The sequence below is a fragment of the Burkholderia sp. RF7-non_BP4 genome (assembly GCF_001521935.1).
GTDB classification, from domain to species: Bacteria; Pseudomonadota; Gammaproteobacteria; order Burkholderiales; family Burkholderiaceae; genus Burkholderia; species Burkholderia diffusa.
The window spans coordinates 616,279-639,235 of sequence record NZ_LOTA01000010.1 but is presented as its reverse complement, the minus strand read 5'-3'; the positions used below and the strand labels follow the sequence as shown (position 1 = coordinate 639,235).

Here is a 22,957-nt window from a genome sequence, read left to right as displayed (position 1 = left end):
CCCCTTGTCGCGACGGGGCCGGCGCGCGCGATCGCGTCAGCGACCGGAGGTTTCAGCTTCGATACGGCCTTCTTCCCACAGCGCCCAGAAACGGCTGCCGGCGCGATACGGATTCGCGCGTCGCGCCGCGTGATCGGTGACGCCCTGGCGATATGCGCCATACAGCGTCAGCGGCGGATTGTCGACGCACGCGGCTTCACGCGCGGCGGGCGCGCGGTGCTCGGAGACGAGCCGTCGGATCAGCGAGGCGCCGTCGATCACGTCCAGTTGATCGCTCGCTTCCGCATGGCTGAGGACTTCGACGGTATTCATGTTTGGGCTCCCTGACATCCTGTTTCCCAGTCAAGGAGCAATAAGGGTGCCAGCCATGAAATACCGTGCGCCGTCCCGAGCGTGCGGGCTTCTGCGGCGAACGTGACGTGCTGCGCGGGCCGATGTTACGGAACACGTCACGTGACACGGGCGCGCGCGGCGGAACACCTGCGCGTATGCGCGGAGTCACGCGAAGCGTTTCGGGAATGAATCGCGGGAAGCGAAGGGACGCGCGGAGGCCGCCGGCGTCAACGCGAACGGCGCGCGCTCAGCTCGTGGTCGCGGGCGTCACGCGGCTGCTTCCGGCCGAATAGAAGCGGTAGATTCCCTTGCCGGCCGACTTCGCGTCGTACAGCGCGCTGTCGGCCTGGCGGATCAGTTCGTCGGGGGAGCCGTGCCCGTCGTCGAGCGCGATGCCGATGCTGATCCCGAAGCTGACGGTCTCGCCGATCGACAACGTATACGGCGCCGAGATCTGCCGGATGATCCGCGCGGCGAGGAGCGAGCAGGCGTGCATCGTGGTGGCGTCGAGCGCGACGACGAACTCGTCGCCGCCGATCCGCGCCGCCAGCTCGCCGGGCGGCAGCGTCTTGCCGAGCCGCTCGGCGACCTGCGTGAGCACTTCATCGCCGGCCTGGTGGCCGAACCGGTCGTTGATTGCCTTGAAGCCGTCGAGGTCGAGATACATGACGGCGAGCGTGGCGCCCGGCAGCTGCGGCCGGTGCGCGAGCATCCGCTTGAGTTGCGCATGCAGTTCGTGGCGGTTCGGCAAACCCGTCAGCGCGTCGTGTCGCGCGAGGTGCCGGATGTGCTGCTCGCTGCGGCGGCGCGTGGTGACGTCCTCGACGATGATCACCGCGTTGCCGTCCGGCACGCGATGGCGCGTCAGTTCCAGCTGCCGGCCGTCGGCGAGGGTGATGTCGAGCGGCACCGGTTCGTCATGGTTCAGCCAGACGTCGCATTGTGCGGCGAGACCTGCGCCGTCGGAATCGGTCACCGCGTTCGCGCCGAGCGCCGCGACGACGTCGGGCAGCGGTGTGTCGAGCATGATCTCGCGCGGCGAGCCGAACAATTGCGCGGTGCGGCGGTTCGCGACGATCACGCGGCTCTCGCCGTCGATCATGCACAGGCCGTGCGGCATGTAGGTGAGGGCGGCGTCGAAGCGCGCGACGAGTTCGGCGTTGCGCTGGCGCGCGGCGATCAGCGCGACCAGCACGCGGTAATGACGCTGGACGACCGTGCGCATGGCCGCGAGATAGATCGCGAGCGGCGGCAGCAGCAGCCAGGCGCCGGGCCGGTCGACCAGCACCGCGCCGAGGCCGATCGGCAGGACACCGAGCGTGACCTGGGTCATCGCGAGCCGGGGCAGCGCCGAATTGCGCGACGCGATTCCGCCGAACACGCCGCCCGCGACCATCACCGACAGCGTGCCGAGCTCGGCGTCGGGCGCCTCCACGCAGCCCATCACGCCGAGGCCGAGCACGAAGCACGCGGCGAGCGACACGGGCGCATAGCGCAGCGCCCAGTATTCGGCGCGATCGTCGCCGGCGGCGCGGCGCACGGCATACGCGCGCGCGATCGCGAGCCGCGCGGCGAGCAGGCCGACGTCGACGACGAGCCACACGAAACACCAGAGTTGTTGCAGCCGGATCAGCGCGATCGCCGCGACGAACGCGCTGGCGAGGCCGGACAGCGCCATCGGGCGCACGTCCTCGAACAGCGTGACGAGCATCGACGGGCGCAGCGCGGCCGTCACGCGGTGATTGCCGCAGGGGGGAGTGGCGAGAACGGCATTCAGGAGGCTTGCCTTGACTGCCATGGCTATTTTGACCTCGACACGATGCGGCGCATTGCCGGCCGCCCGGCACGGCACGTGGCGGAGTGACCGGCGAGCCGGATGCGCACGACATTACCATGAAACGTCGGCCGCGCGTGTCGTGCGGGGGCGCCGGCGAGTCGTCGTCAACCACGCCGGCGCGCGCCTTGCGCATTCGCCGACGCGGGGCACGCGTCGTTGCCCGCGGGACGATCTCGGGCAGCCGCCCGCGGACCGGTTTCAGCACGCCGCGCATGGCGGCGATCAGCCCATGGCGATCGATGCGCCCGCCGTGACACCGCCCAATCGCGCCCGTGTGTCGCCCGCGACCGGACGCCGCAGCCCGTCTGAATCTCGTTATAAGAAATTCAATAAGTAATTCATGCGGGAAATACTATAGGCGATATATCGAAAACAATGCCAGAATGCGCGCCGCTCCGAACGCCGCGACACCCGATCGCCGTCCGAGCCGCATCAGGAGGTTCCCCCCCACATGAAAAACCACGGCCTGTCACGGCGGGGTTTTCTGAAAGCCAGCGTGCTGGCGGGCGTCGCGGTCTACGTCGCGCCCATCGGCAGCCGCGCGTTCGCGGCGCTCTTCGAAGAAAAACTCCTCACCCCCGTCAAATGGGATAGCATCACCGGCATCCCCCAATTCCGCATCGACGGCATCGCGAAGGTCACGGGCTCGAAAGTGTTCGCCCGTGACGTGCGCGCAGCCGACATGCCGCACTGGCCGCAGCAGCAGTCGCACGCGCTGATCCTCCGCGCCACGCAGGCCGACCGCATCTACGAGGGCTTCGACCTGTCGCTGCTCGGCGACGAACTGAAGCCGGACCGCGTGGTCACGGCCGACGATCTCGCACGCGACGGCGTCGCGTTCCCGACGTTCTACGGCGACGACATGCTGTTGCCCGCCGGCAAGACCCCCGCGTATCTCGGCCATGCGGTCGCGATCCTCATCTATCACGACTTCGCGCGCTTCCGCTTCGCGAAGAACGCGCTCAAGTTCCGCGACGACGTGATCCGCTACGGCGCGGTCACGGGCCCGCTCGAGCGCGATCCGTGGGGCACGTTCCGCTACGTGCGGGTGGGCGGCAAGACGGCTTACGACGACGATGTCTATTCGAGCCTGAAGGACGCGCCGATCTTCCCGAGCATGATGCGCAAGCACCTGCCGGTCTGGCCGGACGGCAAGGAGCACGGCAGGCTCGACGAGCAGGGGATGTTCCTGGCCGGCCAGATCGCCGCCGAGCTCGATCGTCCGTCGGCCGACTGGTTCGTGTTCGATCGCGAGTACAGCACGCAGTCGGTCGATACCGCCGCGCTCGAACCCGACAACGCGAACTGCTGGTACGACGCCGCGACGCAGTCGATGCACCTCGTCGTGCCGACCCAGTCGCCGCTCGAAGTGGCGGAGAACGCGGCCGCGATGGTCGCGAAATGCCGCTTCCCGGTGAAGAAGCTGTTCGTGCATCCGTGCTACACGGTCGGCTACGGCTCGAAGGATCATTGCAACGTGCCGTTCTACGGCCTCGTCTGCGCGCTGTACGCGGACGGCCGCCCGGTGCGGTTCGCGAACGACCGCTACGAGCAGTTCCAGACGTCGCTGAAGCGCCACGCGTTCAAGATGCATTACCGGATCGCGGTCGATCGCAACACGGGCCTCATGCAGTCGTTCAAGGGCGACTTCGAGGCGAACGGCGGCGGGCGCTCGAACTTTTCGCCGTCCGTGGCGATGGTCGGCGCGACGGCCGCGCAATCGATCTACTACTTCCCGAAGAGCGACCTGGCTGCGGTCGCGATCGCGTCGCGCGCGATCGACGCCGGCTCCGCGCGCGGCTACGGCACGCTGCAGAGCATGGCCGCGACCGAGATGGCGGTCGACGAGATCGCCGCGCAACTGAACCTCGATCCGATCGAGTTTCGCCTGCGCAACGCGCTGCGTTCGGGGATGAAGAACACGCAGGGCGCGATTCCCGCCGGCGCGCTGCGCGTCGACGAAGTGCTGGAGCGCGCGAGGCAGCATCCGCTGTGGACGCGCCGTGCGGCGCGCAAGGCCGAATTCGAGGCGGCGAACCCGGGCAAGCGCTACGGCGTCGGCTTCGCGTGCGTGCAGAAGGATTTCGGCACGGGCGCCGAGGCATCGTTCGCGAAGGTCGAATTCGACGAGAACGGCAAGGTGTCGCTACATCACACGGCGGCCGAGATCGGCACGGGGATGTCGACGTCGCAGGCCGTCGCGGTCGCGAAGTGGCTCGGCCGCCCGGCGACCGAGGTGCGCGTTGCCGTGACCGAATGGCCCGATCTGCCGGTCGAGACGAGCGGCGATCCGTACCTGATGTCGCAGGCCGACCAGGACCGGCTGAGCGCGAATCCGCGCTGGTCGCCGGGCTATGCGTCGCCGTCGAGCGCGACGAACTCCGCGTACTACTTCACGCACAGCACGCGCGAAGCCGCGCGCGCGGTGTTCCGCTACGGGCTGTGGCCGGCCGCGATGTCGATCTGGACGCGCGGCCTCGGCGGCGGCCAGGCCGCGCCGTACACGATCCGCATCGAGGACGCGCGCTGGGTCGACGGCAAGCTGACCGCCGACGGCCTCGAGCCGCTGACGTTCGAGCAGCTCGCGAAGCAGGCGCATGCGCTCGGACTGCCGACCGGCGCCGTCGTGCACGTGTTCAACCGCTGGCAATGGACCGACGCCGAGTTCGACGTGGGCGGCGCGGTCGATCGTCTGCCGATCGACGGGTTGTCGCTGCGGGTCGGCGCGCCGAAGACCGGCGACGACGGCCCGATGCCGGGCACCGCCGCGCCGGCCGGCGCGACCGCGATGCACGGCACGCTGGCGCCGACCGCGAACGGCTATCGCGTGCTGGACCGCAAGCGCGTGTTCATCCCGCCGACGAGCCGCAACAACGCGGCCGTCACGTACTACACGGCGGTCGGCACGCTCGTCGAGCTGGCCGTGCACGAAGCGACCGGCAAGGTCGAGCTGCTCACGCATCACTCGATCATGGAGTGCGGCAACCAGATCTCGCCGCAACTCGTGTCGGGCCAGTTGCAGGGCGGCCTCGCGATGGGCATCGGCCATGCGCTGCACGAATACCTGCCGCTTTACGAAGACGGCCCCGGCAACGGCACGTGGAACTTCAACCGCTACCAGCTGCCGCGCGCGACCGACGTCGCCGTGTGGTCGCAGACGGGCGACATCCTGCCGCCGCTGTCCGAGACCGATCCGCCGAAGGGTGTCGCCGAGGTGGTGATGATTCCCGTCGTCGGCGCGATCGTGAACGGCATCTCGCACGCGATCGGCCATCGTTTCACCGACTTGCCGGTGACCCCGCAAAAGATTCAGGAGGTGCTCGCATGACGACCGCCCAAACCACCGCGTCGGCCGCGAGCGCCAGCGCGGCCGCGACCGGCGCATCCGCGCCGAATGCGGCATCGGCCGCCCCGGCATCGGCACCCGCTGCCGCACCGGCCGCCGTCGAGCGTCCGCTCGTCCGCTTTCAGCAGAAACCGCTGTCGGTGAACATCAACGGCAAGTCCGTCGGCCCGATGCAGGTGCCCGAAGGGCTGATGATGATCGAGTTCCTGCACGAGTATGCGGGCCTCACCGGTTCGCGGCTCGGCTGCGGGCAGGGCATCTGCCACGCGTGCGTCGTGATCGTCGACAAGCCGGACGGCACGAGCGAGGAAATGCGCACGTGCATCACCGGCGCGCACTTTTTCCACGGCCGTTCGATCCGCACGATCGAAGGCCACGCGAAGCGCAACGAAGCCGGCGAAGTGGTGGAGCTGTCGCCGATCCAGCAGAAGTTCCTCGAGCACTTCAGCTTCCAGTGCGGCTACTGCACGCCGGGCTTCGTCAACGCGGCGACGGTGCTGATCGAACGCCTGAAGCGCGAGCCGGTCGCGAAGGCCGACGTCGAGCGCACGATCACCGACGCGCTGAACGCGCACATCTGCCGCTGCACCGGTTACGTCCGCTACTACGAAGCCGTGAAGGACGTGATTTTGACGACGCCGGGACTCGTGAAGGACGCCGCATGAAACGCACATTCGCCCATCGTGCCGTGCGGGCCGCGGGCCTGCCCGCACTCGCGGCCGCCTGCGCGCTGCTGCTCGCCGCCTGCGGCGGCCATGACGCGCCGGCTTCGAACGCGGCTTCCGGCGCGCCCGGCGCCGACCAGATCGCGCGCGGCCGCTATCTCGTCAAGGCCGCGGACTGCGCGGCGTGCCACACCGCGAAGGACGGCGCGCCGTTCGCCGGCGGTGCGCCGCTCGAATCGCCGTTCGGCACGTTCTACGGTTCGAACATCACGCCCGACAAGGATCACGGGATCGGCGGCTGGAACGCGGACGACTTCTACGCCGCGCTGCACGACGGCAAGGCGCCGGGCAAGCGTCTGTATCCGTCGATGCCATACACGTCGTACCGGCAGCTCACGCGCGCCGATACCGACGCGATGTACGCTTACCTGAAGACGGTGAAGCCGGTCGCGCAGGAAAACCGCGCGCACGAACTCAAGTTCCCGTACAACCTGCGCTTCGGCATGGTGTTCTGGGACATGGTGTTCCTGAAGGACAGCCTGCCCGACGCATCGACCGGCCGGTCCGCCGACTGGCAGCGCGGCCGCTATCTGGCGGGCGCGCTCGGCCACTGCGCGGAATGCCACACGCCGCGTGCGTTCACGGGGCAGCTCGACGGCGCGAAGCCGGTCGCGGGCGCCGCGCTCGGCCGCGTGGCCGCGCCGGACATCACGCCGGCCGGCCTCGCCGCGCGCGGCTGGACAGGCACCGACCTGCAGACGTTCTTCGGCGTCGGCATCGCGCCGCAAGGCTCGGCGTTCGGCGAAATGTATCCGGTCGTGCATCTGAGCACGCAATACATGACGAAGGACGATCTGCGCGCGCTGTCCGTGTACCTGCTCGGCGATACGCCGCCGGCGCCGCAGCCCGTGAAGCCGGTGTCGGCCGATGCCGCGCAGCTCGCGGCCGGCCGCTCGGTGTATCTCGCGGTGTGCGCGGGCTGTCACGGTTTCGACGGCGAAGGCAAGCCGCACGTGGCGGTGCCGATGAACGGCAATTCGACGCTGCGTCAGGGCGATGCGCGCAACCTGCTGGTCGCGATGCTCGACGGCATCGACGAGCAGAAGTTCGCCGGCTTCGAGAACCTCCAGCCGATGCCGGGTTTCGCGCACACGCTGAGCGACGACGAACTCGCACAGCTCGCGAATTACCTGCGCGCGACGTGGGGCGGCCAGCCCGCGAGCGTCACGCCGGCCGACGTGAAGGCCATGCGTCGGTAAGTCGTGCGACGAAGCGGGGCGTCGCGCGCGAGGCGGCCGGCTTCCGGCTGCGCGCGTGCGTGACGCCCCGCTCGAGTCTTTCCGGCGGCGCTTCAGTAGCCGCCGCCCCCTCCGCCGCCACCGCCACCTCCGCTGCCGCCCGCGCCGCCATACCGGCTCATGCCGGGGCCTTGCGACATGCCGCCACCCGACGACGTACATCCGGCCGACAGCACCAGCATCAGCGCCGCGAGCAGCGCCGCGGCCAATCTTGCGGAACTCATTTCACTCTCCTTTCGCCGAGAAGGCCGCGCGGCAGGGCGGTTCGCGTGAACCGGCGACCGCGCGATGACGAAACGTTTCCGACGGGCGGTTTATTCCATGCTTTTTGCGTTCGGCTCAAGGCGAAACGGAGCGGCGCACGCGCACGCCGCCGGGGCGCGGCGCGCCCCCCGCAGATTCGCTACGTCACGGGATGCGTAGCCGGAATGCCGCCGTCGCGGCGGCCTCCGGTCAACGATAGACGAGATCGGCGCGGCGGTTCTGCGCCCACGAATCCTCGTCGTGACCGAGCGCGACGGGCTTTTCCTTGCCGAGGCTGACCGCTTCGAGTTGCGAAGCCTGCACGCCCAGCGTTTCGAGCGCGCTCATCACCGCTTGCGACCGGCGTTGGCCGAGCGCGAGGTTGTATTCGGACGTCCCGCGTTCGTCGGTGTTGCCCTGGATCAGCACGCGGCGCGACGGGTGGCTGCGCAGGTAGTCGGCGTGCGCCTGCAGCAGCGTCTGGTATTCCGGCTTCACGGAGTACTGGTCGAAATCGAAGTAGACGCTGCGCTTCGCGAGCGGGCTGTTCGGATTGTTGAGATCGTCGGCCGCCACCGTCGCGACCGCTTCGCTCGATGGCGCCGGCGCCATCTCGGCATTCTCGGGCGTTTTCGCCGCGTGGTGACAACCCGCCAGCAGCGCGAAGGCTGCCATGACCGCCAATCGGTTCGTTTTGCTCATCGTGCGTCTCCTGCGGTTGACTGCGAGGAAAGCGTGGTGCGCGCGAACTGCCGCGTCACGCATCCGGCGAGACGGCGCGAAAGTGCCGGCTTCCGTGCGCGATGCGCTTTCGTAAGCCGGCGATGCGCCAGATGAAAGATTGTCTCGGCCGGAACGCCGAAGCACGGCGCCGCTGCAACTAGATTAGGAAAAATGTCACAGCGTGACCAGTTTCTCTCATTTTTCACACGGGAACGACGCAGGACGCATTCTTGCTTGCGCGGAAACCGCGGCATGCGCGGCGATGCGTGACGTGCGATGCCGGTGCGGGCGTGTCATGCATCGCGGGGCGTCAGAACTTGTGCCGCAACCCGAGCGCGACCACCAGCTGGTTGCTGTTGGCTGAAGGCGTCATCGTCCAGACGGTCGCGTTGAACGCGGGATTGCCGTTGCCGCCGCTCACGCTTTGATAGACGGCTTCGAGATACGCGTCCGTGCGTTTCGAGAACGCGTAGTCGGCCTGCGTGACCACGTGGTTCCATTTCGGGCGTGTCTGGCCCGTGCGCGTGTCGAAACGGCCCATCGTATACGTGTACGCGGCGGCCACGCTGAATGCCGGCGTGACGAAGTAGCGGCCATCGACCGAGAAGTTGTCGAAGACGAGCGATTCGCCCTTCAGCGGGGTGATGCCGCTGCCCTGAAGCACGCCGCTCACGCCGTCGGTGGCCGAGTGCGACCACGCGGCGCCGACCGAATGCGGGCCGAACGCATAGCGGCCGGCCATGGCCCAGATCTGCTGGTTGCCGCCCGTGATCGTCGCCGAGCCGTCGACCGTGCTCAATGCGCCGTCCGGATTCGGCGCATTGCGGTCGCGGCTGATCTTCAGGTAGCCGGCGCCGAGCTTCAGCGGCCCGTTCGCATACCCGAGCCCCGCGCTCCACACGGCATTGTTCGAGAACGCGCCGGCCGTGTTCGAGAATCCGAACATCGCGCCGAACGTCAGCCCGCGATACGTCGGGCTCGTGTACTTCACCGCGTGGTTGATGCGCAGGTTGCGGTTCGAGTCGTCGTTGTCGTACGGATGCACCGCGAGGTTGCCGCCCCATCCGGGGCCCGACGCGCCGAGCGGCGTCACGAAATCGAGGATCAGGTCGTACTGGCGGCCGAACGTGAGCGTGCCGGCCGTGCGCGAGCTTACGCCAAGCCACGCCTGACGGCCGAACATGTCGACGCCTTTCTGCGACAGCTTGCCCGTCGTGCCCGAGAAGCCGTTCTCGAGCGTGAAGACCGCCGCCATCCCGCCGCCGAGATCCTCGCGGCCGCGCAGCCCCCAGCGCGACGCGTTCAACGCGCCGCTCGTCAGCCCGACGCTGCCGCTGCCGGGCGAACCGGCGCCTTGCGTACGCTGGTTGGTCGCGTAGGTGATCGACGTATCGATCAGGCCGTACAGCGTCACGTTGCTCTGCGCGTGCGCGACGCACGGAATCAGGCCGGCCGCACAGGCGGCGAGCACGGTCCCCGGGAGCGTGCCGGTACGACGGCCGCGGCGGACGGCATGCGGCGTGGCAACGCGCGCGTTGGCGGGCTGGATGGTTTTATAGGAATGCATAGGATTTTTTATCGTTGGTCTCCGGCCCGATCGCCGGTGGGTCGCGTCGGCGCGCCGGCCGACGGATCGAGCGGCCATTATTGGAGATCGCGCGACCGTCGATTAAGGCGCTGCACAGGAAAGGTCCTCTGCGAAATCGCGTGGAATCGCGGCGGTTCGACGCAGGGTGTTTTCGTCGAATCGGCACGGAATGGAACCATCGCGTGTGCGGAAGGATTCGGCATTTACGAGGCGGTTCGGCGTGAGCGTCGGCATTTTCAGGAGCCGTCCGCGTGATGTTGCAGCGCGCAAGGTCGTGCGTTACCGCGTTTACGGTGGGAGGCGGCATGTATTTCTGACGTCGCGCGCGGCGACCAGCAAAATTTTCCGCCAAAAACAGCAAGGGCCGAATCGCCGCATCGGGCTCATTGCGTTCGTAGCATGCGCCTTCCCGTGCCGCCGCAACCCGGCCGGCGACTACGTAATGCGCGACTTTTTCACGCGCGGCCGTTCTGCACAATGGACTATTGCGCGTGGCCCGCCTGCCGCTGTGCCGGCACGTCACGCATGCCGCGGGAGAACGGATATGGTGTTGATGGCTGTGGGCGGGGGCGGACCGGTGAACGTGCCGCAGCCGCAGAATGACGACGATCCGGCACCGACGAACGGGGCCGGCAGCGCTCCGCCGGCCCAGACGCCGGAACAGCAGGCCCTCGCGGCCGCGCAGGCCGAGACGCAGCGCCTGCTGCAGCTCGCGCAGGCCGAAATGGCGGCGCTCAAGCGTCTGCACGACCAGGGCGCGTCGCAGGCCGATCTCGACAACCAGGTGAAGAAGGCCGAAGCCGCATGGGGCTCGGTGCAGGCGGCCGTCGAGAACCAGATGCGCGTCGCGGCCGACGGCGGCGGCGACACGAACAAGGCGATCGCGGGCGTGGCATCGGATCTGCGCAATGCGTCGCCGAACGATCCGGTGCTCGGCTCGGTGCTCGACGATGCGCAGAAGGCGGTGTCGGCCGAATCCGTGCCCGAGCGGGCGACCAACGTGAAGGCGTTCCAGTTCGCGGTGGCGATGCAGAAGGATCAGGACGCGAACGCCGACGTGCAGCGCTACAACGCGTTGCCGGGCGGCATCCGGCGCGCCGATCCCGACGCCGGCGCGCAATTGCGCCAGGCGGCCACCACGGCCGACACGAACGCCAACGACGCCTACACGGCGCTCACCACCGCATTGCGCCACGAGTACAGCACGTCGGCCGCGACGCTGCGCCTGAACGACGCGAAGGCCGACTATGCGGCGTGGCAGAAGGAGCCCGGCGGATTGCGCCGCGCCGACGAGGCCGACATCACGCAGGCGTTGTCTCAGGCGCAGAGCCAGTACGACAAGGTCGTGACGGGCGGCGACGACACCGCGCTGACCTACGTGACGGCCGACGAGCAGAAGCAGGTCGTCGCGTCCGTGAAGCAGAATCACGACGGCATGTGGTACACCGGCCTCGTCGACGCGCTGGGCGAGGAGAGCCAGCTCAAGCGCACGATCGCGACGATCAATCCCGACGATCCGTCGCTGTCGCCGCAGATGAAACAGCTCGCGCAGTCCGACCCGGTCACGTTCGCGCTGATGCAGGACACGGGTGTGACCGTCGATCCGAACGATCCGAAGCTGTCGTCGCAGGAGAAGCTCCTCGCTCAGCAGAATCCGCTCGCCGAGGCGTTCGTCAAGCTGACGGGTATCAAGGTCGGCACGGACGGCCTGAGCGACGCCGACGCCAACGCGCTGAACGCGCAGATCAACCAGGCGGGCGGCGTGTTTGCGTACGCGATGGCGAAGGCGCAAGCGGACAAGAACAATCCCGGTTATCAGAAGATCCAGACGCTGCTTGCGGCGGCGCCCGAGGTGCGGCTGCAGTACACGAAGCAGCAGGTCGCGCGGCTGATGGAGAATCCGGGCAGCAATCCGGGCGCGGCGCTTCAGGTGCTGAAGACCAACATGAACGCGTCGTTCTCGCTGGACGAACGCCAGACGCTGTGGACGCAGGCGGGCCAGCCGCATTTCAACGCGAACTTCATCCATTCGCAGATCGATCCGCTGATGCAGAAGCCCGATTCGCAAGCGACGGACCAGGCCAGCATGCAGGCACGTGTCGACGGCCGGATGAATGCCGACAAGGCCGGCAAGTGGATGCAGGACATCCTCGCCAATGCGCCGCCGGAATTCGCGGGCGTCGTGCTCGATACCGTCGAGAAGGATTTCGGCAACAAGTGGACGCAGTCGAACACGGGCAGGCCGCAGCCATACGGCGATGGCATCGAGTTCTACAAGGGCCTCAGCACGGCGGTCGGGCTCGCCGATCAGCAGCCGACCGCGAGCGGCGTGCCGGTGCATCGCGAGGACGACGTCGCGAGCTGGCTGCTCGACGCCAACGGCAACGCGAAGACGATGATCTATACGTTGCGCGGCGGCGACGCCGGCTACGGGTTCGACGGTGTGCGGCAGGCGCTGTCGTCGGGCGTCGACCCGACGTTGTCGAAGGCGCTGCTGTCGAAGATGCAGAACGACGACCGGTTCCGTTCGGGCTTCGCGAACGACTTCCAGCTGCGTTACGACCAGGGCACGAAGAATGCCCAGGACAAGCAGAACAAGGACACCGCCAACGCCAGCTACAAGCTGTTCCAGGCCGATCCGGACAAGCAGTTGAAGGCGTATTTCGACGACTTCCAGAAGCACTTCGACGACAAGTCCTATACGTTCACCACCGGCTCCAATCAGATGACGAACTTCGTCGGCGCCGGGCTCGGGATTCAGCCGGACGACCCGGGCGTGACGCCGACCGACCGGAACGACGTGCCGTCGATGGCGATGCTCGAGCAACTGATCGTCGGCAACGGGCAGTTGCCGAGCGGCACGGCGGTTAACAGTCAGTCGCTGTACGCGAGGAATTCGGCCGCGACGCAGATGATCCAGACCGTCGTCGATCAGATCCGCAAGGTCGGCGGCGACCACGCGGTCGTGTCGCTGGTGCCGATCTACTACGTGTCGAAGGGGACCGGCACCGCGCCGAGCGCGCTGTTCAAGGTGCAGGTGGAGGGGCATCCGGACCAGTACAAGCTGATCGACGATCGCGGCTGGAAGTACGACTCCGTCGACGACTACCAGCACAACAACGCGCTGTCCGACGACGGCAAGCTGTACGTGCCGAAAAGCCTGACGAACGGTCCGGCATCCGGCGGTTTCTCGCAATACCAGCCGATCGACGCGCACAAGACGGAGTGGTACCAGCACGCCGAACACATCCTCGAAATGGGCGCCGGCATTCTTGCCGCGGCCGGCGGCGTAGTGCTGGTCGCGAGCGGCATCGGGGCGCCGGTCGGCGGCCTGATGCTCGGCGCCGCGTGGACGGCCGTCGGCGCGGGCATGGCCGTCGGCGTGCCTGCCGCGATCGGCGACCTGAAGAACCTGAGCGATCACGGCCAGTCGATCGGCTTCGGCAACGAACAGGCGCGCGGCGACTGGATCAGCCTGATCGGCAGCGGCGCGGGCATCGCCGGCGGCGGGCTCGGCGTGGCGGCGAAGTCGCTCGCGGAGGCATCGTCGCTGCTGCGCACGACGGGGCGGGTCTCCGACCTGTTGACGGTCGCATCGCGCGGCGACGGCGCCGCGGCCGACGTGGCAGGCCTCGGCCGTTTCACGCAGGAAGCCGACGCGTTCCAGTCGCTCGCGCAGACGACGGGCAAGACCGCCGGCGTATTCAATGTCACGGGCGGCGTGATCGGCGGCTACCAGATGGCCGACCAGGGCGTGTCGCTGGTCAAGAACTGGGACGCGATGTCCGATTCCGATCGCGCGCAGCAATTGCTCAACCTCGGCATCGGCATCGCGCAGATGGGGCTCGGCTCGCACACATTGATGGAGCGGCCGATTCGCGCGATCACGAAGACGCCCGCACCGTCGACGATGTCGCGGCCGGTCGCGATCAACGTCGTCGATACGTTGTACGGCAACGGGCTGGCGAACCAGCGTCTCGCGGTCGGCGAGATCGGCAATCCGTGGCAGCACGCGGAGGAGCAGGCGAACAGCTTCGGCGAACCGATCGACGACGGCGGCGCGGTCGCGCCGGCCGACAAGGGGCTGCGGGCGCGTATCGCGTCGTGGTTTCGCGCGCACCGCATGCAGGGCACGCCGGACGACGCCGCGATCGTGCCGCGGCTCGCGCCCGACGGCGAAGCGACGCCGGCCGTCGCCGATGCGCTGGCTGGCGACGCCGCGTCGACGGCCAGGGCCGGCATGCCGGCAAACGGCGCGCATCCTGCGTCCTGGGAAATCCCCGCGCATGTGGCGGCCGATCCGGCGATGCTGAGCGAGGTGGTCGGTGGAATCATCGAGAGCGGCAACCGGCTCGAGGACGTCGAGTACTACGTGTACGCGCTGGAGGACCCGGAAGGTAACGTACGCAACCCCGAGGAACACGGGCTGCCCGCGACCGAAAAGGGCAACATCGTCGACGACCTGAGCGCGGCGCGGGCGGACCAGCGGCGCGCGAACGCGGCCGACGATGCAAAGGCGCGGGCGGCGGTTGCACCCGACGAAGGCGGCACGATCGGCGTGACGCGCTACACGACGTATCACGACGCGCTGATGGTCGGCGCCGACGGCGTGGCGGGCGGCCGCTACCGGATCGCGCTGGTCGATCACGGGGCGCTCGCCGCGGACGGCTCGGTGCCGCCCGAAGCGGTGGTCGGCCACGTCGGGCTGACCGACGCCGGCGATGCGTTCATGCTGTCGATGAACGATGCGTACGACCGCACGCTGCGTGTCGTGTACCCGCGCGGCTTCGATCCGCAGAAGCCGTTGATTCGCTACGAGGGCGGTCGGCGCGTCGACGTGATCAACGCGCCATTCGGCATGCGCGAAACGCAGTGGGCCGCGTATCCGCGCCGCGAAGCCGACCTCGCGATCTATTCGGACAACCCGAGCCAGCCCGAGAACCGGCTGCCGGCGGGCGAGCGGCCGTTGATGCCGGTGCCGCCCGGCTACTTCGCCGTGTACGCGCATGCATGGGCCGACGCCTTCGCGAGCGCGACCGGCAAGGCGATGAGCGCCGAAGACATGGCCGCGCTGATTCGCCAGAGCGGCTGGGACGGCAAGTCGCCGGTCATTCTTTATGCGTGCGGCGCCGGCACGCGGGTGAGTCCGCTCGCGCAATTGCTCGCGAACGTGCTGGGCGTGGACGTGTACGGCGCAAGCGGTTTCGTCGCATGGCGTTCGCCGCGCTATCGGGCCGACGGCAGCCCCGACTCCGGCTATACGGGCGGTATCCTGATCGAGCCCGGCGCGCCCGATCAGGCCGGCGTGCCGGACCATTCGGTCAGCGGCGAACCGCGTACGTACCGGTTCTCGCCGGCGCTGGCGGTCATCGACCAGGGGGCGCATCCGGTCAACTGGAGCAGCGTCGCGCCGCGGCCGGTATCGAACCAGTGGGGCGGCAGCGCCACCACGGGCGATGCGCGCGTGCCGATCGGCGTGTACGTGTGGCGCCTGCTGACGAAGCGCGGCTCGATCATCAATCCGCGCAGCGGCCGGTCGGCCAGCGCGCTCGAGATGACGCATGCGCTGGAAGAGCTGGCGTGGAAAGGCTATACGCCGGGCACGCCGATCGCGCTGGAGGGGCCGCACAGCGGCGCCAATCCCGAGTTGCTGCAGGAATTCGCGGATCTGATCCAGGCGCCGGTATTCGGCCGACTGGGCGACGACGACGCGGCCGGATGGCGGCGCGCGCTCCCCAATCCGGGCCGCCGGCTTGCGCGCTTCGAGATCGAGCCCGACGTGAACGGGAAGTTTTCGCCGGGCGGCGCGCAGCCGGTCCGGATCAATCCTCTGGAACTGCGGCCCGTGCCGGGTTCGAGCATCGTGAACCTGCTTGGCCATGCGACCGCACGCCAGTTCCTGAAGGTGTCGGGGTTCGACATCGCCGAGTCGCACGGCACGGCGCCGCGCGACGTGACGCTGGACAGCGCGGCCGCCGTCACGGAAGGCGGCAAGACGATTTCGCCGCGGCAATTCGCGCGCAAGCTGCTCGACGATCCGGCCTATACGGAAGGCAACGGCGTGCTGCTGACGGGCTGCTATCTCGGCGCCGGCGGTTATTCGTTCGCGCAGGAGCTCGCGTACGAACTGCAGGTGCCCGTGATCGCATCGATCACGTCCAACTCCGTGCGCGGCACCGGTGCGCTGGAACTGCATCCGATCGACGACAAGATCATCCTGCCGGCAAACGATCCCGACGTCGCGACGCGGCTTTATCTGCATCTACCCGAGGCGCCCGACGCGAGCGATCCGCCGATGGTGTTCGCCCAGCGCGGCGAACCGGCGGCGCGCACGGCCGCGCATGGCGATGCACCGGTCGAGCCCGTGCGGCCGATCGACGCGCAGATCGATCCGGACTCGGACAGCGGCCGCCGCGGCGTCGGCGGTCCGCAAGGCGATGGCGGACGCCGGGGCGTGACGCCGGGCGGGCCCGCGCATCCGCGGCTCGCTCCGGATGCGGAACCCGGCGAACCGCCCGTCTACGAGACGACTCCGCTCGTCGAAGTCGGGCCGGGGCAGATCTTCACGGCGGACGAATGGGCCGCGCGCGTCGAGCAGGTCGCCGAAGCCGAGGCCGACGACGGCCTGTCGGGGAAAACGCAGAAAATCTATCCGAAGACCAGCCGCGTCTATACGGACCGCCGGATCGCCAACGACGGCGTCGTCACGACGACGGTTCATGGTCAGTCGGTGCTGCAGCCCGGGTTCGACGACGTGACCGGCGTCGACGCGACGCAACACCCCGAGTTCCTGCGTCCGGCCGATACGCTGCTGATGCCGCCCGACGATCCGCTCCATCCGATCGGCGCGCGCGGGCTGATGTCGCCGCCCGGCCATCACGTCGTGTTCGGCCACGGGATATCGGCGGACGCGATGCTGGGCCCCGAAGGCCGTCCGCTCACGCCGGACGAGGTGGCCGAGCGCGTGGCGCCGCGTCTCGAACCGGGGCAGGACGTCACGCTGTATTCGTGCTTCGGCGGATCGAACAAGCACGATCCGTTGCGCATCGCGCCCGGGCAAGTACGGGCGGCCAGCACGACCTTCGCGGCGGCACTCGCGCAGCGCCTGTCCGAGCTGACCGGACGGCCGACATCGGTCTGGGCGCCGCCGGACATCCTGCTCGTCGAGCCCGACGGTTCGACCACGGTACGCGGCACGCGACTGACCGGCCAGGTCGACAAGGATCGGCTGCCGATGCAAAGCTTCCGCGGCGATCCGGCACGCGCGGGCCGGCCGGCGCTCCCCGCTGGCCGCGACGCGGAGCCGGCCGCGACGACCGCCCGTACCGCGTCGCGCCCGCTCGGCGATCCGCCGCCGCGCCCGACGGTGCCGCGCGTGGCCGATCCGACGTTTGCCGATCCCGACTACGATTTCACCGCGATTCCGGACGACACGTTCGAATCGGTCACGCTCGATCATCCGTTCCGCACCGCGCTGGCCGACCGGCCCGGCGTGATCGGCGACGCGGCGCGCGTGACGCAACCCGGCGGCACGGTGAGCCAGCGCTGGCCGAGCTACTTCCTCGACGGCCCCGAGCCGACCCGCGTGATCGACGGGGTGATGCAGGCGTTCGACGCGGCCGGGCTGACCCACCTGCGCGTGGAATTCGTGACGCACGACGGCAGCATCGAACTCGGCAGCGGCACCGATTTCGGCGCGCTCGATCCCGAGGACGGCTGGTTCCGGTTCAGCGGCACGGTGCCCGATGCACCGGCTACCGCAGCCACGCACGCGCCGGCCCGTTCGGCGGCCGATGCCCGGCTCGCGTTGCCGGAAGGCGCGCGGACGGTCGCGCACGACGATCTCGGACAGGCAATCGATGCCGCGCATACCGGCCCCCGGAACCACGCCTACGTGCAAACCGACGCGTTGCCGGACGGCACCGCGTTCGCACGGGGCGACCTGACGCCGCAGGAACGCGTCGCGGCCGGCGCAGCCGCGAACCTCGCCGCGGTCGAGGGCGCGGCACCGACCGACGTGGTGCTGCTGTCGGCGCTCGGCCACGATCCGGCTCGCGCGCTGCGCATCACCACGCCCGATGGCGGCGAACTGGTCAAGCCGGCCGGCGTCGACATGTACGTCGTGCGCACCCGCGACGCGGCGACCGGCGAGGTGTCGTACCGGCTCGTCGGCATCGATCGCTCGGGCTTGCCGGAAGGCTATACGGCCGTCCACGCGGGCGGCATGCGTGCGGTCGGGGCGACCGACGGCCGCCCGACCTGGCCGACGATCGGCCACGCGGGGCCGGCGGCCGGCCGCCTTGCGGGTACGGCCGGCGAATCGTCCGGCGCGGCGGCGCCTGCCGCCGTATCCGGTCATGCAAACCCGCCGGCCGTGCCGGAGGGCGCCGCGGTGGCCGAAGCGAGCGATCCGCAGGCCGTTGCCGCGACGTGGCTCGACAGCCTCGGCCGGCGCACGCTCACGCGCGTCGACGGCCGGCACGCGCCGACGCTCGACGGGTTGGGGCGCCAGCTCGGCCCGAACGCGCACGTGCTGATCACCGAGCATACCGACGCGCCCGCCGCCGACGCCGAACACGCGGCGCCGGCGTTCGTCGCGGTGCTCGAGACGGACGAGCACGGCGCGCTCGGCCCCGTGCGGATGCTGGACGGCAAGCGCGTGCCGCGCGCGCTGCGCAAGGCGCTCGTGAAGACCGGCAGCAGCGGGCGCACGGCGCGCCGTCAGTTCGATTTCTTCGTGTCGCCGGTCGCGCACGACGAGCTGATGCAGTTCGGCGGCGCGTCGAAGATCGAGACGCGGGACGGCAAGTCGTCGTGGTCCGTGACCGCGTCGGGGCATCCGGTCGATACCGCGCTCGCCGCGGACGTGGCGAAACTGCACGACGCACCGGGTTTCAAGCGGCCGCGTCAGGCCGTGCGTGCCGTCGAGGGAGAGCAGCGCTGGATTCACGTGGTCGAGGACGAGACGGGCAAGGTGCTCGGCTACGCGGAGCGCAACACGAACCACGAATGGAAGTACTACGAGAAGGCGCCGCTCGGCGATACCGAGATTCCCGAGCAGGATCTGCGCACGGTGTTCCGGCGACGGCGCAGGGGCGGCATTCCGGTCCTGCGCTCACCGCGACGCGGCATCCGGTTCGTCGTCAGCGACGTCAAGCCGGAAACCGTCGATCGAATCGGCGGCTTCCGGCCGGCGAAGGAAGCCACCGCGGCAGAGAAACCGCCGCACCGTTCGCTCGGCGATCTTTTCCAGTCGAAGGTGCCGCTTCGCCGGCCGCTCACACAGGCGGAGCAGGGGAGTGAAAGCAACACGGCAACGCGGCCGCCGGTCGATCCGCATTTGCTGCCGTCGAGCACATCCGCGCTCAACGCGGTCGATTTCAGCGGCAACAGCGTGCCGCACCTGCTGACCGCGATCCGGAACGGTGCGGTCGACGGCAACCAGCACGTGATCTACGTGTTCAGGACGGACGGCGCCGTGGCCGAGGCGCTCGACGATCCGGTCGGCGTGATCGCCGCGCGCAACGGCGAGATGCGGTGGTTCGACGCGGTCCGGCACGCCAACAACCCGAATCATCAGGGCGTGCCGCTCGACGAAATGCCGATCGGCAACGACCGGTTCGGCACGGACGTGCATTTCCTGCTCACGCAACTGCCGCCGCGCGCGTTCATGCGGAGTGCGCGGCCGACGCGTGTCGCGGCGCTCGAGGCGCGCGCGAAGGCGCTGCGCGAGCAGTTGACCGACGCGGAAGCGCGTGGCCAGCATTCGGCGCCGTTCAGGGCGCTCGCGGCCCGGACGCGGCACGGTTACAACGAGGTGCTGAACGACTTGCAGCGCTTGCGGCGCAGCGGCACCGCACCCGCGCCGCTGTCGATCGAGCCGTACCAGCCCGGGCTGTCGTCGTCGACCGTCGTCGCGTTCAACCTGCGCAACGGTGCCGCGAAGACCGAGCACTATTTCGCGACGCACGATCAGATCGAGGCCTACAACAAGCAGGCGCAGCGCGCCGGCAACGTGAATCTCGTGCTGAAGGGCGAGCCGCAGGCCGTGATGGTCGATCCGGGCATGTGGCGCACGCTGCTCAACAAGCTGTATGTCGGGCGCGACGTGTCGACATCGGCGTCGCGCTTCCTGCCGGTGCCGGGCAAGCTGCGCGCGCGCACCCGGCGCTTGGGCGCGGCCACCGTCGCCGATCAGCGGATCCGGTATTTCTTCACGCGCTCGAGCGAAGCGTTGCAGGACCGCATGGTGCCGATGGCACGTTCGCTGTCGCTGAGCGACGATCCGGCGCTGATGCGCAAGATCGTCGAGCAATACGGCGGTGTGACGCCGGTCGTCACGCTCGTGGTCGATCCGCATCTGCTCGCGGCCGTGCTCGGCAAGGCGCACGATCCGGATTTCCTGCGCGCGGTGAAGGCGCTCGGCGACCAGAAGCACGCCGTGTTCGACGGCGAGAACGGGATGATTCATCCGGCGCCCGGCACGGACGGGACGGCGCTCGCGCTCGATCACCTCGCACACCTGAATCGCTGGCTCGACGAGGCGGCGCGCACCGGCTTCGCGATCCGACTCGAAACGGCGCCGTCGCGCGCGCTCGTGTCCGGCACCGACTACCGGTACCAGTCGGGCACCAACGACGCATACCACGACTACGTGCGCGTCATGACGGCGCTCGAGAAATGGTCGAACGAACATCCCGACACGACGGCGCCCAATGTGATGGTCACGTTTCACGGCTGGGACGCGGTGCCCGAATCGGTGCCGGGCGCAGGGCACGAGAAGCTGTTGCGCGCCGTGCTCGAGCGCGAGGGGCTCGAATGGGTCCACGTCGGGCTGTCGCTCGGCACGCACGGCGCCGACTTCATCGGCAACCAGGACCTGACCGGCGCGCTCGCGAAACTGATCGTCGAGAACCGCGCGCGACCGGAAATCATCGATCGCCTGCACGGTGCCGATGCGCTCACGCGCGTGTTCGAGCGCGTCGACCGGCAGACGCTGGCGAACCAGCATCAGCTGCTGTTCGCGGAGGTCGAGCGGATCGGTGCCGCGCAAGGGATGACGCCCGCCGAAGTGGCCGCGCTGCGCAAGAAGCTCTACGAAGGCAACACGACCGTGTGGCTGAACCAGGCGCGCAAGGCGACGATCGAGCATGCGACCGAACACTGGAAGGGCGACGGCAACGGGCCCGGCAACAAGACGGAGAAGGGCGCGCGCACGTTCGCCGCACGCTGGCTGAAGCAATACGGCGACAGCGTGCCCGACCGCGTGACCACGCGCGCGCAGCCATCCGCCGCGGACCCGGCCGAACACTGGCGCGCGGTCGTGCGCGATCCCGCGCTGATCAACGATGGCACCAAGCCGATCGGTACAAGCCGGCGGGAGACCGCACAGCTCGCCAAGGTCGAGATTCCCGACGCGAAGCGCGCGCAGGCGGAGCTGCACGCACTGCGCGTGCACGACGAGCCGATCGGCACGACCCGACGCCCGCCGTCGCGACGGCGGATTGCCGGCGAAATGACCACGGCCACGCTGACCGGCGGGACCGCCGCGGGTGCGCTCGTCGCGACGGGCAACGAGTTCGTGGGCACCGCGACGAATTCGCTGTACGCCGGCCTGCGGGTCGGTCGCGTGTTCCAGGCGCTGCATCACGGCGCGGTCGCCAGCCTGAAGAACGGCGATCCGCGCGCGTTCGATCGGGCCGTCGACCGCCTCGTGCGCGGGCTGCAGAAGCAACTCAAGGCGAACGGGTTCGACGCCGCCGCGCGCGGCACGCAGCTCGAACAGATTGCACACGAAGGCAAGGCCGCCGCCGCGCAGCTGCGCGCGCTCAACGAGGACGGGACGCTGTCGTTCGACGAAACCGCGACGCACACGCAGGCGATCGCTGCCGACATGCTCGCGCAGATGCAGGGCGTGGTCGGCGGGACGTCGCTGAAACTGCTGCACCATGGCAGCCCGCGGCACTCGGTCGGCCGAGTCGGGCGGCTGCTCGCCCTGGGAGGGTACGGCGGCTCGATCACGATCAACGGCGCCAAGTTCCTCCATGGCGACGGGCTGGCCGGCGGGCAGGCCTTGGGCGGGATCATCAGCGCCATCTCTACCGGTATCGTCTACAAGGGTGGTTCGCGCGGCGTGAATGCGGAGAATCGCAGTCAGCTGGCGCGGATCGCGAGCGCGACCGGCGACTATGTGACATCGGCCGTTGGTCTGGCAAGCGGTATTCACGGCGCAATGGCCGCGCATACATTCGGCGAGGGGATGACCGGCATGCTCGGTGCAATGTCCGGTGCGTTGCTGGGCGCCGGGCGTCTGCATACGCAATTCCCGAATGCCACGCCGTGGCTCGCGCGCTTGCCGACCGGCATCGCGCTGTTCCCGGTGGCGATCTTCGGGATCATGCAGGGGTACGGCGTGATCTCGGCGTGGACGGGATCGGACGATAAGAACAAGCATCCTGGTTCCGGTCCGTCGCCGACGCCTTCGGGTTCCAGCAGCACGACGCCGACGCCCGGGGCCTCGCTCTCACCGACGCCCGGGGCGACGACGGCGCCGGCGGCTCAGCCGAGTCCGTCCGCGTCATCGACGCCGAATGCGCAGCCGTCGGGGACACCGTCCTCACCGGCGCAGCCGTCGACGGGTTCGCCGAGCCCGACGCCAACACCGCTGACGGTGAACGTCGTCGCCGGCGATTCGTTGTGGACCATTGCGGAAACTCACGAAGGATCGTTGCTTGCGGCCGCTCGCATACCGGCCGACGAACAGCAGCGGATGTCGGACGGTCAGCGGATCAACGTCGCGTTGAACGAGATCCTGCAGCTCAACCGGAACCTGGCAAGCAATCCGGGGGAGATCAATCCGGGGCAGCAGGTGATTGTCGGGTGAAGGGGCGGATGGAACGCGGGTGGTGTCTTGCCGTCGCACGG

The 22,957-nt window shown here is 69.0% G+C and carries 9 protein-coding genes; 4 read left to right on the top strand and 5 right to left on the bottom strand.

The features are described from left to right. Nucleotides 1-36: 36 nt before the first annotated feature. Nucleotides 37-312 carry a hypothetical protein gene (locus tag WS49_RS06500; RefSeq protein ID WP_059525528.1) on the bottom strand — a complete coding sequence of 92 codons (276 nt, stop codon included), beginning with the start codon at nucleotides 310-312 and terminating at the stop codon, nucleotides 37-39. A gap of 268 nt (nucleotides 313-580) precedes the next feature. Beyond that, nucleotides 581-2,131 carry a sensor domain-containing diguanylate cyclase gene (locus WS49_RS06495; protein ID WP_059525526.1) on the bottom strand — a complete coding sequence of 517 codons (1,551 nt, stop codon included), beginning with the start codon at nucleotides 2,129-2,131 and terminating at the stop codon, nucleotides 581-583. Nucleotides 2,132-2,621: 490 nt separating this feature from the next. Here WS49_RS06495 and WS49_RS06490 point away from each other — a divergent pair, with 490 nt between their 5' ends. Genes WS49_RS06490 through WS49_RS06480 form a run of 3 tightly spaced genes read left to right on the top strand, consistent with a single transcriptional unit; the run spans nucleotide 2,622 to nucleotide 7,440 of the window. Then, complete coding sequence (locus WS49_RS06490; RefSeq protein WP_059525525.1) at nucleotides 2,622-5,498, top strand: xanthine dehydrogenase family protein molybdopterin-binding subunit; 2,877 nt, start codon at nucleotides 2,622-2,624, stop codon at nucleotides 5,496-5,498. Next, nucleotides 5,495-6,181, top strand: coding sequence for a (2Fe-2S)-binding protein (locus tag WS49_RS06485; protein WP_059525522.1), 687 nt, complete (start codon nucleotides 5,495-5,497; stop codon nucleotides 6,179-6,181). The genes WS49_RS06490 and WS49_RS06485 overlap by 4 nt, the downstream gene beginning before the upstream one ends. Then, complete coding sequence (locus tag WS49_RS06480) at nucleotides 6,178-7,440, top strand: cytochrome c (RefSeq protein ID WP_059525520.1); 1,263 nt, start codon at nucleotides 6,178-6,180, stop codon at nucleotides 7,438-7,440. Before WS49_RS06485 ends, WS49_RS06480 begins: the two co-directional genes overlap by 4 nt. A gap of 92 nt (nucleotides 7,441-7,532) precedes the next feature. On the opposite strand, the gene WS49_RS35540 is transcribed toward WS49_RS06480, so the two are convergent. From WS49_RS35540 to WS49_RS06470, 3 genes are all read right to left on the bottom strand, one after another. Beyond that, nucleotides 7,533-7,703 carry a hypothetical protein gene (locus tag WS49_RS35540; protein WP_175906937.1) on the bottom strand — a complete coding sequence of 57 codons (171 nt, stop codon included), beginning with the start codon at nucleotides 7,701-7,703 and terminating at the stop codon, nucleotides 7,533-7,535. A gap of 229 nt (nucleotides 7,704-7,932) precedes the next feature. Continuing rightward, a complete protein-coding gene (gene pal / locus WS49_RS06475) occupies nucleotides 7,933-8,424 on the bottom strand; it encodes a peptidoglycan-associated lipoprotein Pal (RefSeq protein ID WP_059525518.1) in 492 nt (163 codons plus the stop codon). Nucleotides 8,425-8,755: 331 nt separating this feature from the next. Further along, a complete protein-coding gene (locus WS49_RS06470; RefSeq protein ID WP_059525516.1) occupies nucleotides 8,756-10,012 on the bottom strand; it encodes a porin in 1,257 nt (418 codons plus the stop codon). A gap of 565 nt (nucleotides 10,013-10,577) precedes the next feature. Here WS49_RS06470 and WS49_RS06465 point away from each other — a divergent pair. Then, a complete protein-coding gene (locus tag WS49_RS06465; protein WP_059525514.1) occupies nucleotides 10,578-22,916 on the top strand; it encodes an LWXIA domain-containing protein in 12,339 nt (4,112 codons plus the stop codon). Nucleotides 22,917-22,957 lie beyond the last annotated feature (41 nt).

Excerpts from the sequence above, each read along its gene's own strand:
- WS49_RS06485 (WP_059525522.1), top strand. The coding sequence starts at position 5,495 with ATGACGACCGCCCAAACCACCGCGTCGGCCGCGAGCGCCAGCGCGGCC.
- WS49_RS06500 (WP_059525528.1), bottom strand. The coding sequence starts at position 312 with ATGAATACCGTCGAAGTCCTCAGCCATGCGGAAGCGAGCGATCAACTG.
- WS49_RS06470 (WP_059525516.1), bottom strand. The coding sequence starts at position 10,012 with ATGCATTCCTATAAAACCATCCAGCCCGCCAACGCGCGCGTTGCCACG.
- WS49_RS06490 (WP_059525525.1), top strand. The coding sequence starts at position 2,622 with ATGAAAAACCACGGCCTGTCACGGCGGGGTTTTCTGAAAGCCAGCGTG.
- WS49_RS35540 (WP_175906937.1), bottom strand. The coding sequence starts at position 7,703 with ATGAGTTCCGCAAGATTGGCCGCGGCGCTGCTCGCGGCGCTGATGCTG.
- WS49_RS06495 (WP_059525526.1), bottom strand. The coding sequence starts at position 2,131 with ATGGCAGTCAAGGCAAGCCTCCTGAATGCCGTTCTCGCCACTCCCCCC.
- WS49_RS06465 (WP_059525514.1), top strand. The coding sequence starts at position 10,578 with ATGGTGTTGATGGCTGTGGGCGGGGGCGGACCGGTGAACGTGCCGCAG.
- pal (WP_059525518.1), bottom strand. The coding sequence starts at position 8,424 with ATGAGCAAAACGAACCGATTGGCGGTCATGGCAGCCTTCGCGCTGCTG.
- WS49_RS06480 (WP_059525520.1), top strand. The coding sequence starts at position 6,178 with ATGAAACGCACATTCGCCCATCGTGCCGTGCGGGCCGCGGGCCTGCCC.